We start from the raw sequence: 13,197 nt of genomic DNA, 5'->3' as shown, positions 1-13,197 counted from the left end.
GGTCCAACCCTTGACTGATGAGGCGTTGGTCTGCCCCGCCCGCCACGACATTGCCCGTAAAGGCATTGACGGACAGCCCACTGGCTGACCCCACGCTGCCTTGTCCGTGAACATCAAATTGACCAAGTCCTGCGCCGCCGATGATGACTGCCATGTTGTGCTTCCTTTTACATTGAATGGGGTGACGGGGGTATATGGAGAGAAACGCGGAAAAAACTGAGCGGGAAAATGAAAAAAGGCCCGTTAGTGTGAATCAAATCACACTAACGGGCCTTTTGAAGAGAGAATGACATAAAGAATAAGGATGAAAGAACTGTAGATTAAGGGTTGTTTCGATTCTAAAACAACGTTTTAACACCACACCCTTTTAACACCAATCCCACTAAAAAGGTTTCGGCATCTTTAAAGTCATCGTCTTCGAGTGCGTATTTTCCGCTGACTTGGCAGATTTGCCAGTTGAAATCAGCATAGGTTTGAGTGGATGACCACAGCATAAACATCAGATGTTTTGCAGGCACAGGATCCATCCAGCCTTGCTCTATCCAATGGTCGAACTTGGACAGCATCATTTTGGATTGATCCATCAAGGCTTCAGCGATATCGCTTGGTAGATGTGGCGCTCCTGCCATGACTTCTGCAGCAAAGGTTTTTGATGCCGCGGCATGGTCGCGCGATATTCGCAACTTGGTGCGAATGTATTGGGTGAGTGCTTCTTGTGGGTCTTCCAGTTGCTCGATGGGCAAAGAAGCTTGAAGCAAAGGCTGTGTCACGCTTTCTAACACGGCGCGATAAAGCTTGTCTTTGCTACTGAAATAGTAATAGAGGTTGGGCTTTGGAATCTCAGCTCGCAGCGCGATCTCTGCAGTCGTGGTGGCGGCATACCCCTTTTCTGCAAATAAGAGGCTCGCGACTTCGATAATTTTTTCCTGATTCTTCGCTCTGATCCGAGACATTATCCCTGCATGGGTGAGTAAGCCATGCTTCAACTGTAATGAATCACGCAAGATTCATCCAGCCTAAGGCGTTAATACCTCAACAGATTCGCGGCATTCATCGTTATTTTCATTAGGTGATAACGAATTGTATGCGTTTGCCTCATCCAAGAAGCATGATTTGGCATGTGTTGCATCTCGGCCAGAAAAAGGCCCGGACCTATCAGTACCGGGCAAAGCTTACATGGGTCTCGGTAAAGATCATGTTTCAGAAGGGTATTTAGCGAATACTGTGGTTAGATAAGGTTTCTATGGCTTTTACCATGGCGGAGTGATCCCAACCCGCGCCATCTTGTTCTGCACATATCTCAAAAAGCTCTTGGGCTTTTTGCGTATTAGGTAATGCCACACCTAGGGAAGCAGCACCGGTCAGCGCAAGGTTCAAATCTTTTTGATGAAGTGCGATTCTGAAACCTGGATCGAATGTGCCTTGGACCATACGTTCACCGTGCACTTCCAACACCTTAGAGTTGGCGAATCCTCCTAATAAGGCTTCGCGAATGCGCGCCGGATCGGCGCCTGCTTTGGAGGCAAAGACCAAGGCTTCCGATACTGCTTCAATGTTCAGCGCCACGATGATTTGATTGGCAACTTTACACACTTGCCCCGCACCACAGTCGCCCACGAGATTAATGTTTTTCCCCATCGCGCCAAACAAGGGCAATGCGTTTTCAAATGTGGCCTTATCACCGCCCACCATGATGGTCAGCGCGGCATTGATTGCGCCGACCTCACCGCCAGAAACAGGCGCATCAAGGTAGTCAGCACCCAGAGCTTTAACACGTTCAGCAAATCGTCGCGTTTCGATGGGCGAAATCGAGCTCATATCAATCACGGTTTTGCCGGCGGTCAACATTGCATCGATGCCATCATCCCCGAACAGCACGTCTTTAACTTGAGGCGTGTCTGGCACCATGATAATGACGAAATCCGCATGCTCAACGGCGAGCCTATTACTTGGAAAACGTTTTGCGCCGCCGTCAATAAGGGATGTTGGCGCAGGAGAGCGTACTTCAGAGAGATGCAGCTGATAGCCCGACTTTTGCAGGTTTTCTGCCATCGGTTTACCCATGATGCCTGTACCAATAAATGCAATTGTGCTCATCTTACTGCTCCTTATTCACGTCGTAGTTGTTAAGCCATGTCAGGCCCACTTGTGTCGACCTTGCCGGTTTATATTCACACCCTACCCAGCCGTCGTAGTCCATTTCATCGATGCATCTAAACAGGTAGTGGTAATTGATCTCCCCCGTTCCTGGTTCGTGACGCCCTGGGTTATCCGCAAGTTGGATATGGCGAATCTCCTTTACGTTTTCCTGCATGGTTCTCGCGATATCGCCTTCCATGATTTGCATGTGGTAGATGTCGTATTGAATGAAGAGGTTTTTACTCCCAACTGCTTTGCGAATATGTTGCGCTTGCGTGGTCGTTGTGAGGAAAAAGCCCGGTATGTCACGCGTGTTAATGGCTTCAATCAACAAAGTGATACCCTCAGCTTCCAATGCATCAGCGGCGAACTGAAGGTTTGCAACAAACGTCGCTTCCGCCTCTTCGTGCGTGACGCCAGAGGGAACGATGCCCGCAAGACAGTTCAATTGATGGCACCCCAGTACTTTGGCGAAGGCAATGGCGACAGGGATACCTTGTCGAAACTCCTCAACACGGTCTGGGTCAACGGCAATACCTCGGTCTCCTTTTCCCCAATCCCCCGCAGGGAGATTAAACAAGACTTGTTGTAGCTGATGTTTCTCGAGCTCTGATGCGATGTCTAAGGCATTTTCTTCATAAGGGAAGAGGTACTCGACACCACGGAAGCCAGCTCGAGCGGCGGCACTAAAACGCGCCATGAAAGGTAACTCTGTGAATAACATCGAAAGATTTGCGGTCAATTTTGGCATAGCGATGTCCTTATTCTTTGGTTGCGATAACACCACAGCGTGGTGTGACACAATCCGGATTAATCCTGAAATGAAAAGATGCGTTCTATTTACTGGCGGCAAGTGCGGTCGGTGCATCCGCCAGCGATTCAGCTAGGGATTCAAATTCATTAATCGCATCGATCTCCGTTCCCATGGAGATGTTGGTGACCTTTTCAAGCATGATCTCAACCACCACGGGCACACGGTTTGTCTTCATCAGCCGTTTTGCTTCTTCTAGTGCAGAAGCAATGTCTTCCGGGTTTGTTACTCGAAGTGCTTTACAGCCTAACCCCTCCACGACAGTGACATGATCGACACCGTAATCTGCATGTTCGTCGACGTTTTGGTTTTCAAATGCCAGTTGTACACAGTAATCAATGTCAAATTGACGCTGAGCTTGTCGGATAAGACCAAGGTAAGAGTTGTTGACCAACACATGGATATACGGGAGTTTAAACTGCGCACCGACAGCCAGTTCTTCAATCATGAATTGGAAATCATAATCACCGGATATGGCGACAATATCGCGTTCAGGATCAGCCGCTCTCACACCAAGGGCTGCAGGAACCGTCCAACCTAATGGCCCGGCTTGACCACAGTTAATCCAATGGCGAGGTTTATAGACATGAAGGAATTGCGCTGCGGCGATTTGTGACAAACCAATGGTGCTGACATAACAGGTATCTCGGTCAAACACGCGATTCATTTCTTCATATACGCGCATGGGTTTGACTGGCTGCTCTGTATAGTGGGTTTTTCGCAACATGGTCGCTTTACGTTGCTGGCACGCCGTTGCCCATGCGCTGCGATCTTTAAGCTTGCCTGCCCCGCGCCATTCTTTGGCCACTTCGACCAAAAGTTCGAGCGCACTACCAGCGTCAGACACAATGCCTAAGTCGGGGCAAAACACGCGGCCAATTTGCATTGGTTCAATGTCGATATGAACAAATTGTCGACCTTGGGTATACACATCAACCGACCCTGTGTGTCGGTTCGCCCAACGATTGCCGATCCCAAACACCAAGTCAGATTCAAGTAGCGTTGCATTCCCATAGCGATGGGCAGTTTGCAGCCCCACCATGCCCACCATCAATTCATGATCATCGGGAATGGTTCCCCACCCCATTAAGGTTGGAATCACTGGCACGCCCGTAATTTCTGCAAACTCTTTCAGCAGATTGGATGCATTAGCGTTAATCACCCCGCCGCCAGAGACCAATAGCGGTTTATCCGATGCATTGAGCATCTCTAGCGCTTTTTCAATTTGTCCACGCGTTGCCGAGGGTTTGTAAGCAGGTAGGGGCTCGTAGCTGTCAATATCAAACTCAATTTCTGCCAATTGCACATCAATGGGCAAATCAATCAAAACTGGTCCTGGTCTGCCTGAACGCATAACGTGAAAGGCGTGTTGAATTGCACGAGGCACCTGTGCGGGTTCAAGGACGGTAGAGCACCACTTCGTCACGGGTTGCGCAATGGATTCAATGTCCACGGCTTGAAAGTCTTCTTTGTGTAAGCGCGCACGTGGCGCTTGCCCTGTAATACACAGAATGGGAATAGAGTCTGCTTGCGCCGAATAGAGCCCAGTGATCATGTCAGTACCGGCAGGCCCAGAGGTGCCGATACACACACCAATATTGCCTGGGTTTGCGCGGGTATATCCCTCAGCCATGTGAGAAGCCCCCTCGACATGACGCGCGAGGATATGCTCAATACCCCCACCCAGCTTTAGCGCCGAGTAAAACGGATTAATTGCCGCACCAGGAACACCAAACGCTTTCGTTACCCCTTCCTTTTTCAATACCGCAATAGCTGCATCAATTGCTCTCATCTTCGCCATCTCACACTCCGATTGTATACAATTTAACTTTATATTGTATTCTTAGATCGATAACCGATGATCATCAAGCATTTTTTAACGGTAACTTAACTTCTCGCTCATCGCTGATTTTGCCTTTTCTTGCTAAGTAGCGGATTCATTGGGATAAGTGAGAGAAATACTGCTATTAACGTGCAACAACAAACCGTAATTTACAGAATTCATGTTAATAAATTGTTTTGATTGTTGTCGTTTTATCCGATATAAACGGATCATTAAACCTTATTTAATGTATACAAATATAAAAACAAGACGAGGCTTACATATGGATCATGAAACAACATCAGAGAGCGATATGCCCTCTACACCACCGCTTACACATTTCAAATCACACAGTGATCAACTCATTGCCGTTAAAGGTTCAGTTTTCAGTGAAGAGGCTGCGTCGATTCTCAGTAGAGAAGCGTTATCGTTTGTGGAATTGCTGGTCGAGACATTTGGGCTTCGCCTTGAGGCCCTCCTCGAAAAACGCAACGAAACGCAAGCGGCCTATGATCATGGTCAGCTCCCTGACTTCCGCCAAGACACAAAGGCAATAAGAGAAGACAGCGGTTGGCAAGTCGCTGAGATTCCGGATGATTTGCTGGATCGCAGGGTTGAAATTACCGGACCAATTGACCGAAAAATGGTCATTAATGCGTTGAATTCCGGTGCCAATGTCTTCATGTGTTGTTTTGAAGATGCCACGTCTCCCACATGGGAAAACATGGTGAATGGCCAAATCAATATGAGAGAGGCGAACAATGGCTCCATCGCACACGTTGACCCAAAAAGCGGAAAATCTTATTCGTTAGGTGATAACCCCGCAACCTTGATCATGCGCCCTCGCGGCTTGCATTTGAAGGAAACCCATATTCAATTCAACGGTAAGCCTATACCCGGATGTTTGATGGATGCGGGTCTTTACTTTTTCCATAACTACGCCGCTCGCGCAAAGAACGGTCAAGGGGTGTATTTCTATATTCCAAAGCTTGAATCCATGGAAGAGGCTGCGTGGTGGAACGATGTGTTTACCTTTATGGAAAAGCACTTCAATGTGCCTACCGGAACCATTCGCGCGACAGTACTTATTGAAACTTTACCTGCGGTCTTCCAGATGGAAGAAATCTTATATGCCATGAAAGACCATATTGTGGGCATGAATTGCGGTCGGTGGGATTACATTTTTAGCTACATCAAAACGCTAAAGCATCACGAAGACAGAGTACTTCCCGACCGTCATTCTGTGGGTATGGATACGCCCTTTCTTGATGCTTACAGTAAGCGATTGATTCAAACCTGTCACCGACGCGGCGCATTGGCCATTGGCGGCATGTCAGCGTTTATCCCCTCCAAAGATCCTGACCAGATGGCCTTCGTCACGCAAAAAGTGATTGAGGATAAGCGACGCGAATCGGCAAACGGACACGATGGAACCTGGGTAGCGCACCCGCATTTGGTGATACTTGCGCGCGAGATTTTCGATCAGGCGTTGAATAACCGCCCCAATCAACGCCATGTCATTCCCGAAGGGGATTTTAACGCAGACAGCTTACTCTCTCCCTGTGAGGGGCCAAAAGATGAAGCGGGCGTTCGAAAGAATATTCGTATCGCTGTGCTGTATATGGAAGCGTGGCTTCGAGGTGTCGGATGTGTACCTATCTTTGGCCTCATGGAGGATGCGGCGACGGCAGAGATTTCCCGCGCAAATATCTGGCAATGGCTAAAGCATCAAGTGCAACTCGATGATGGAAGGCTGTTTACGGATAGCCTTTTCAAGCAATGGCTAGAGGAAGAAACCATCGCGATGAAAGCAGAGGTGATGCATCCAAACGGCGAACAAGATCAAACACGAAAGTTTGATGAAGCATCAGCCGTTTTCTATCAACTGTCGACGGATGCTGACTTTGCAGATTTCCTCACGCTTCCTTGCTACGAGATGCTCGAATAACTGAAATTGATGGCCATTCACTGCTCGCATTGTGGCCATCACTAAGATCCCGCAAGGGAATGAGGAGAAAGCAAATGGAAAACCTAACATTGCCAAAAGCGCTGGAGATTGCCGACGAAGTCTTTCATGCAGCATCTAAATTAAACACCCAACCTCTCACGGTTGCGGTGCTTGATAAAGGTGGCGCCTTAATTGCGCTTCAACGGCAAGATGGCTCAAGCATGATGAGGCCGGATATCGCCATTGCAAAAGCATGGGGGGCACTCGCGCTAGGGTGCTCATCGCGAAAAATTGCTGATGATGCCCAGCAAAGACCTTGCTTTATTTCTTCCGTTTCGACACTTGCGCAAGGGAATTTGGTGCCCGTACCAGGCGGGATCTTAATCAGAGATGAAAGCAAAGAACTTGTTGGCGCGGTTGGCGTGTCTGGCGACACATCGGACATGGATGAAGCCGTTGCCATTTCAGGGATACTTGCAGCACAAATGCAGACTGACAGTTCGGTGTTTGCGTAGGTATGAATTTAAGGTGACTAGAGATCAGTATTGAAAGAGCAAAATAGTTTCAAAGTATAACCTTTGGCCAAAAGAAGATTATTTCCCCTGAATTAATTTAATTAACTCAGGAAACGCCTGCTTGGGCCAAAGGTACTGATACTTTAGGGTTAAAGATTGCCAGCCGAATCGTTCATACTTGCGGGCGCTTGTAGCAAGTTTACTTGGGCAGCGGCGGACACTCATTGCTTTTCGTTTAGCTTGCCAAATGAGCAAATGGTCCTCACCGTATGGTGCATCCTCAACATAGCCACCCAAGTCATGAAAGTTTTCTTTTGAAAGAAAGAAACCTTGGTCGCCAAAGGGAATCCCTAACACATCGGAACGAAATTTAGCCCCTATCTCATTGATATAAAGTAGCTTACTTCTTTTATCATGAAAGTAGAGGTCAAAATAGAACAACGTAGCCAGTGTTCTTTTACTGTTCAAGCAACTGAGCAGTGCATAAACATTGTGACGTGTTATTCGACTGTCAGCATGAAGAAACCAGATATACTCACCCTGCGCCAGTCTCGCCCCTTTATTCATCTGAACGCCGCGTCCTTGTGCGCTGCTTAGAACAACCCATTTGAGATGCGGAAAATCGACTTCAAACTGACGGACTGGCTCAGTGATATCTTCGCCTTCAACGACGGCAAGAATAATTTCAGTGTTTCGAGGTAACACATTAAAGTCTTCACACAAGCGAACCCACTGAGTCTCACCTTTTGCCAATGGGATCACGATACTCAAAAAAGATGAATTCATCTTACCTCTTAAGTACATCTAGCAATGCTTTCTTTGCTTCAGGTATAAACTGAGAGGGCGTAAGAATTGCGGATGATAGGCTTTGTCGTTGCGGACTGCTCTCATCCGCAGGCTGGTGATGATTTTTCAAATACATTTTAATCAATGACTTGGCTTTTTCCAAACTCTCGCCATAACGTGAAATAACCTGCTCTACAGTAACGTGATGAGCCGGATCCTCTTGCCAACAATCGTAATCTGTGGCTATTGCGACAGTGCAGTAACAGATTTGCGCTTCTCTCGCCAAAAACACTTCAGGGACATTTGTCATACCAACCAAATCGGCATTCACAGCATTCTTAAGAAACAGGCTTTCTGCTCTCGTTCCCAAACGCGGCCCATCGACACACGCATAGGTTTTATCTCGATGTAGAACAATATCAAGTTCTTTCGCCGCATTTCCTAGATGCATCGCTAATTGAGGGCATGTTGGCTCAGCTGTAGATACATGCGCCGCAATGCCTTCACCAAAGAAAGTTTTTTCTCTATTGCCCTTTATGAAATCGAAATACTGTGAAGGAAGAGACAAATCGCCTGGCGCTATTTCTTGTTGCAGAGATCCCGTCGCTGACAAACCAATCACCTGCGTGACACCAAGACTCTTTAACGCCCAAATGTTTGCACGGTAATTTACCTCGTGAGGTAAAAATTGGTGCGCACTTCCATGCCTAGGCAAGAAAAAGACCTTAAGGCCGTCAAATTTACCTTCAATGATCTCACCAGATGGCTGTCCATAAGGTGTTTCAATCGTATGTGTTGTTACTACATCAAGGCCTTCAAACTGATAGATCCCTGTTCCGCCAATGATCGCGAGCATATTTATATCCTTCAATTTACAGCCAGTTGTTGTGGCAATTCTTCAATCCAGTCTTTGATTTGATCCCTAACCTGACGATAACAATCTAGTGCGATAGCTTGATCTTCAGTAGCTGCAGCCATCTTTGGTGGATCGTCAAACTGATAACAAATAACTTGTGTATGGCCATCAAACGACGGGCAACTTTTATTTGCGTGATCGCAGACTGCGTAAACAAAGTCGAATTCAATATCAACAAATTCACTCAAGAGCTCAGAGCGATGACCACTGATATCAACACCCGACTCTTGCATCACCATAATGGCGTTTGGGTTAAGGCCATGGGCTTCGATCCCAGCGGAATAAAATTCAACATCCTGTAAACCAAGCGAGTTAGCCCAACCTTCTGCCATCTGGCTTCGACAGGAGTTACCCGTACACAAAAAAAGCACTTTTGTTTTCTTTTCCATTGTTCCTTCCTTTTTAACCGCTACAAGAAGAGCCAAATGCAAAACAGCTATAGCAGCGATGGTGTTTCATGCTGATTCTTTGCGTCTGACTCTCTGAGAGCGAATTCCCTAATTCATACTCAAGGTCATCGTCCACCAAGGTACAGGCATACACTTTCATTTGCCCTTCTCGCTTTACCACCATTTTTGAGTAATGGCACATAAAGTCCTGACGACTTTCCTCACTCTGGTAGTGAGTCATACAATGCTCACTGATGTGCGGAACATTAGGTAAAGATCCCGGAGCGAGAAAGTCAGGGAAGGCAACCATAGGGAGCTCTTCAGGTAAACCATTCAGTACAAATAACTGCTTAAAGCCATGCTCGATGCGCTCCGTGCTTTCTCCTTCCTCCATATGCCGTGCAACAGAAACAGCAAAGCCACGAGAGTGGAGTGCTCGCATACCGGCAACTGCCTTTGCAAAGTTGCCTTTACCACGGTGCGCATCATGACTATCCGCATCAAGGTGATCTAAGCTAATGCGAAGTGAAATAGGGAAAGGATTTGTCGACAGTTCAGTCAGTTTTTCCAAACGTTTCATCAACGGCTCAGTTCCATTTGTCAACACGAGAACTGGTCTATGCAGGGAGGCGTAATCAAGAATCTCAATAATCTCTTTCACTAAAAACGGTTCACCACCAGTAAAGGAAAATTTCTCAACCCCCATCTCCAAAGCTTCGTCAATAATAGGCCGAACCTCTTCAAGCGTCGGATTTCCCAGTCTTTTGTCCGAAGGGCTAGAACCCTCTAGACAGAATTCACATTCCAAATTGCACCGTGTACCAGTGTGAAACCAAAGCTCTTTCAAATCACCAGGCTGAATATATCCACGTGGCTCATCAGTTGGGGTAGTCCACCACGCGTCAGATTTATTGGCTTTCATCATTTTTCCACCTTAGCAACAACCTGCATTACCTTGTTCATCCGTAACGTCATCAAATGGCAAAATGGTTCCGCACCCATCAAATATCCCGTAGTGGACATCAAAATTACCGATAAACTCAAAATGTTCTTTAAATCTCGTGTCGTTAAGCATCCGCCATGTATTACCGCAAACAGGGAAAACCTTCCCAGCTTCAATGTTGTGGTGTTTATCTAGTACGAAGGTATTTGGGTGATATTTAATCGTGCCTTTGTAAATAACCGCTTGGCCATAATCTTCACAGTGGCTCTCTAACTCAGGCAGTTTGAATAAGCGATAAGTTGCAGAAAAGAAATTGATATGACCCACTTTGCTGATGATTTTCTGGTTATCAATTGAGATCGGTCGGTCCTCAACAAGCCTAGGATCAGCAAAGCCTGCCTTTTTTGCGAGGTTAACAAAATCATTCCAGTAGAGCGCACCACTTAAACATTCACCATATAGCAATGGGTCGTCTACTAATGCCTGAGGCACTCGGCGATCTGCATAAACATCAGAAAAATAGATTTCACCGCCAGGCTTGAGTAAATGAAATGCCTGCCTTAAAACGGCATCCTTGTCAGGAGAAAGGTTAATGACACAGTTCGAAACAATGATATCGAAGCTTCCAGGTTTTAAACCAAGTTCATCAAGTTTTTCGATATACCCCTTCTTGAATTGTACGTTTGATGAACTGAACCCGAACTTCTCTTTGTGATAATTAAGGTGGCGATTCGCAACCTCTAATTGTTCATCAGTCATATCGACGCCGACAACTTCACCGTCTTCACCCACTAGTTGTGCGAGCGCGTAAACATCCCTACCTGAGCCACTGCCCAAGTCAAGAATCCTTGCACCTTTTAACTGTTCTGGACACACGAGACCACAGCCGTAGTAACGCATCATCACTTCATCATGAATATTGCTAAGCACCGGCTTTAAAAACTCTGGCATAGCGTCATCGGTACAACATGCGTTGGTTTGCAGATCGCCCGAGCCTTGTAATATCTTTCCGTAATATTCCTGTACTTGATTATGCATAGTATGAAGTCTTCATTAGTTGATGGATTTCTGATACGAGCGCCTTTCTAGCCGGACGTTCATCCTCTTTAAGGTCTCTTACTAATCGATAAAGGTGCTCTTGAATATCGATATCGTAAGCTGGAGAGGTATGATTAACTGAAAGCTGATTCTCTAGGCACAAATCAGTAAGCGATGTTCCTAACTTATCAGTGCTCCAAGGTAGAGCCGTCATATCTGGCCAAGTGCGATTACAAGCCATGATCGTTACACCGCCATCAGAAGATGGACAAAACACAACATCGTTGCTTTCCAACGAAGTCAAAATTTCATGGAAGTGTATATTTGAAAGAATAGGGGCATCGCTGCCAATGTAGATAAGGGCGTTATGACCTTTTGCTCGGAGTTCGCGATCGAGAAGGTTTAACCTTTTACCGAGGTTCCCGTCGGATTGGGGAACAACCTCGAAATCCCTCTCAAGTAGTGTCGATGACCATTGAACATCTGAACTATGCGAGGGTGAAATAACAACTGCTCCTGCCCAGTCAGAAAGATCCTCCAAAGCACATTGAAGTAAATGCTGAGCAATTGAAAACGCTTTCTCTGCACCAATTGTCTCCGCCAAACGCTGCTTTCCTTGGTGTAAGGCTGGGCGCTTGCAGACCAAAACTAAAGTGGCGATATTTTTCGTCAATTCCGTTCCCTTTACTTGTGAGTAGATTTGCTTTCTTCATAATCACAGGACACGGACAAAAAGATTTATCTTTCATTTTTTCTGAATCAGTAAATAAATAAGAACCAAAAGCATTTAACTCTCTGCTTTTAGAAGTAACAGTTCACTTAAGAGGCTTTGTTGTTACGGATACACACCTTTTGGCATAGTCAGCCTAGTCACGCCCTCCACACTTGCAATTCCAACAACTCAAACTGAACCGCCTCTAATTTTCGCGGTCAATACGCTAATTCCTCAACGCTAAAGTACAATTTGCTTATCCATGCTGTACAATCTGATTATCAGATTCCATACAAAATATTCATGCAATTGCATTTAAGACCGAACAACAATGGCTTGGTTCGGGTCATTGCGTGACAAAGAGGAAAAAGAGGCCGTATGACTGGACTCATGAAAACAAACACAAAAAAAGACAAGATGTTAGGGCCTAAACAAACGCAAGACGACATCGTTTATGGGCATATCTTTGATGCCATTTTAGAACAACGCCTTCCCCCTGGTACCAAACTCAGCGAAGAAGCCATGGGTGAGATTTTTGGTGTAAGCCGTACCATTATTCGTCGCGCATTGTTGCGTTTATCAGTAGAACAAGTGGTGAGTACGCGCCCAAACCGCGGCTCCATCGTTGCGTCGCCCACGGTTCAAGAAGCGTTACAGATTCTGAAAGCCCGAGAAGTGATGGAATTAGCGATCATTGAACTCGCTGCCGATCATGCGACAAAAGAACAAATCGCAAAATGCCGCCTTTTGGTATCCGAAGAACAAGAAGCCATCGCTCAAGGTGACACAGGCAGAAGCATTCGCCTTTCCGGTGAATTCCATATCGAACTTGCTGCAATGGCAAATAACATTCCATTGGCAAGTTTCCAGCGCAGTTTGGTATCCCAGTCTTCTTTGATCATCGCGTTGTACGAATCAAGCAAACACACTAATTGCTCGCTCGATGAACACACGGAATTACTGGATGCTATTGAGGCAGGTGACAAGACACGATGTGTGTCTCTGATGAAGTCCCACTTAGCGCACATCAAATCCAAATTAAAGCTGGATGACGACAATCCAGTAAACGATCTTCATGCGGTTTTCTCCAATGTCGTGAAGAAGAAAGCGTAACGCCTGTTTCAGTATTTATAAGCCACTGCCTGCACCTTCAGTGAAAGGAAAAACGCAGTGGCATT

The 13,197-nt window shown here is 46.4% G+C and carries 13 protein-coding genes; 3 read left to right on the top strand and 10 right to left on the bottom strand.

The genetic code is table 11. The features are described from left to right. Window positions 1-338: 338 nt before the first annotated feature. The 4 genes from EQP46_RS17300 to gcl all read right to left on the bottom strand — a co-directional run bounded on the left by EQP46_RS17300 (window position 339) and on the right by gcl (window position 4,751). Complete coding sequence (locus tag EQP46_RS17300) at window positions 339-953, bottom strand: TetR/AcrR family transcriptional regulator (protein ID WP_129494827.1); 615 nt, start codon at window positions 951-953, stop codon at window positions 339-341. Window positions 954-1,212: 259 nt separating this feature from the next. Beyond that, a complete protein-coding gene (locus EQP46_RS17295; protein ID WP_129494826.1) occupies window positions 1,213-2,097 on the bottom strand; it encodes a 2-hydroxy-3-oxopropionate reductase in 885 nt (294 codons plus the stop codon). A gap of 1 nt (window position 2,098) precedes the next feature. Continuing rightward, window positions 2,099-2,890: a hydroxypyruvate isomerase gene (gene hyi / locus EQP46_RS17290; RefSeq protein ID WP_129494825.1), complete on the bottom strand. Its 792-nt coding sequence runs from the start codon at window positions 2,888-2,890 to the stop codon at window positions 2,099-2,101. Window positions 2,891-2,975: 85 nt separating this feature from the next. Next, window positions 2,976-4,751, bottom strand: coding sequence for a glyoxylate carboligase (gcl, locus tag EQP46_RS17285; RefSeq protein WP_129494824.1), 1,776 nt, complete (start codon window positions 4,749-4,751; stop codon window positions 2,976-2,978). Window positions 4,752-5,085: 334 nt separating this feature from the next. On the opposite strand from gcl, the gene aceB reads away from it, so the two are divergent. Beyond that, window positions 5,086-6,720, top strand: coding sequence for a malate synthase A (gene aceB, locus EQP46_RS17280; protein ID WP_420841383.1), 1,635 nt, complete (start codon window positions 5,086-5,088; stop codon window positions 6,718-6,720). 74 nt (window positions 6,721-6,794) lie between these two features. Beyond that, window positions 6,795-7,235: a GlcG/HbpS family heme-binding protein gene (locus EQP46_RS17275; protein ID WP_129494822.1), complete on the top strand. Its 441-nt coding sequence runs from the start codon at window positions 6,795-6,797 to the stop codon at window positions 7,233-7,235. A 78-nt stretch (window positions 7,236-7,313) separates the two neighbouring features. Here EQP46_RS17275 and EQP46_RS17270 read toward each other — a convergent pair whose 3' ends face one another. Genes EQP46_RS17270 through EQP46_RS17245 form a run of 6 tightly spaced genes read right to left on the bottom strand, consistent with a single transcriptional unit; the run spans window position 7,314 to window position 11,980 of the window. Further along, on the bottom strand, window positions 7,314-8,021 hold the full coding sequence (locus tag EQP46_RS17270; protein ID WP_161972873.1) for a glycosyltransferase: 708 nt from the start codon (window positions 8,019-8,021) through the stop codon (window positions 7,314-7,316). A gap of 1 nt (window position 8,022) precedes the next feature. Next, window positions 8,023-8,877: an S-methyl-5'-thioadenosine phosphorylase gene (mtnP, locus tag EQP46_RS17265; RefSeq protein WP_129494820.1), complete on the bottom strand. Its 855-nt coding sequence runs from the start codon at window positions 8,875-8,877 to the stop codon at window positions 8,023-8,025. An 11-nt stretch (window positions 8,878-8,888) separates the two neighbouring features. Then, complete coding sequence (locus EQP46_RS17260; RefSeq protein WP_129494819.1) at window positions 8,889-9,326, bottom strand: arsenate reductase ArsC; 438 nt, start codon at window positions 9,324-9,326, stop codon at window positions 8,889-8,891. 13 nt (window positions 9,327-9,339) lie between these two features. Next, window positions 9,340-10,251 carry a radical SAM protein gene (locus tag EQP46_RS17255; RefSeq protein ID WP_205685935.1) on the bottom strand — a complete coding sequence of 304 codons (912 nt, stop codon included), beginning with the start codon at window positions 10,249-10,251 and terminating at the stop codon, window positions 9,340-9,342. A gap of 9 nt (window positions 10,252-10,260) precedes the next feature. After that, window positions 10,261-11,307, bottom strand: a complete 1,047-nt coding sequence (locus EQP46_RS17250; protein ID WP_129494818.1) for a methyltransferase domain-containing protein — start codon at window positions 11,305-11,307, stop codon at window positions 10,261-10,263. Then, entirely contained in the window at window positions 11,300-11,980 is a 681-nt protein-coding gene (locus tag EQP46_RS17245; protein ID WP_161972872.1) for a TIGR04282 family arsenosugar biosynthesis glycosyltransferase, read from the bottom strand. Before EQP46_RS17245 ends, EQP46_RS17250 begins: the two co-directional genes overlap by 8 nt. Window positions 11,981-12,397: 417 nt before the next feature. On the opposite strand from EQP46_RS17245, the gene EQP46_RS17240 reads away from it, so the two are divergent. Next, the gene (locus EQP46_RS17240; RefSeq protein ID WP_129494816.1) at window positions 12,398-13,132 is read left to right on the top strand and encodes a GntR family transcriptional regulator; all 735 of its coding nucleotides are present in this window, start codon (window positions 12,398-12,400) and stop codon (window positions 13,130-13,132) included. The last annotated feature ends 65 nt before the right edge of the window (window positions 13,133-13,197 follow it).

It is taken from the genome of Enterovibrio baiacu (assembly GCF_004120195.1).
Taxonomy (GTDB): Bacteria; Pseudomonadota; Gammaproteobacteria; order Enterobacterales; family Vibrionaceae; genus Enterovibrio; species Enterovibrio baiacui.
This window is presented reverse-complemented; position numbering and strand designations above follow the sequence as displayed.

Bases quoted from the DNA above. Each gene is read 5' to 3' on its own strand.
- EQP46_RS17300 (WP_129494827.1), bottom strand. From the start codon at position 953: ATGTCTCGGATCAGAGCGAAGAATCAGGAAAAAATTATCGAAGTCGCG.
- EQP46_RS17295 (WP_129494826.1), bottom strand. From the start codon at position 2,097: ATGAGCACAATTGCATTTATTGGTACAGGCATCATGGGTAAACCGATG.
- hyi (WP_129494825.1), bottom strand. From the start codon at position 2,890: ATGCCAAAATTGACCGCAAATCTTTCGATGTTATTCACAGAGTTACCT.
- gcl (WP_129494824.1), bottom strand. From the start codon at position 4,751: ATGGCGAAGATGAGAGCAATTGATGCAGCTATTGCGGTATTGAAAAAG.
- aceB (WP_420841383.1), top strand. From the start codon at position 5,086: ATGCCCTCTACACCACCGCTTACACATTTCAAATCACACAGTGATCAA.
- EQP46_RS17275 (WP_129494822.1), top strand. From the start codon at position 6,795: ATGGAAAACCTAACATTGCCAAAAGCGCTGGAGATTGCCGACGAAGTC.
- EQP46_RS17270 (WP_161972873.1), bottom strand. From the start codon at position 8,021: ATGAATTCATCTTTTTTGAGTATCGTGATCCCATTGGCAAAAGGTGAG.
- mtnP (WP_129494820.1), bottom strand. From the start codon at position 8,877: ATGCTCGCGATCATTGGCGGAACAGGGATCTATCAGTTTGAAGGCCTT.
- EQP46_RS17260 (WP_129494819.1), bottom strand. From the start codon at position 9,326: ATGGAAAAGAAAACAAAAGTGCTTTTTTTGTGTACGGGTAACTCCTGT.
- EQP46_RS17255 (WP_205685935.1), bottom strand. From the start codon at position 10,251: ATGATGAAAGCCAATAAATCTGACGCGTGGTGGACTACCCCAACTGAT.
- EQP46_RS17250 (WP_129494818.1), bottom strand. From the start codon at position 11,307: ATGCATAATCAAGTACAGGAATATTACGGAAAGATATTACAAGGCTCG.
- EQP46_RS17240 (WP_129494816.1), top strand. From the start codon at position 12,398: ATGACTGGACTCATGAAAACAAACACAAAAAAAGACAAGATGTTAGGG.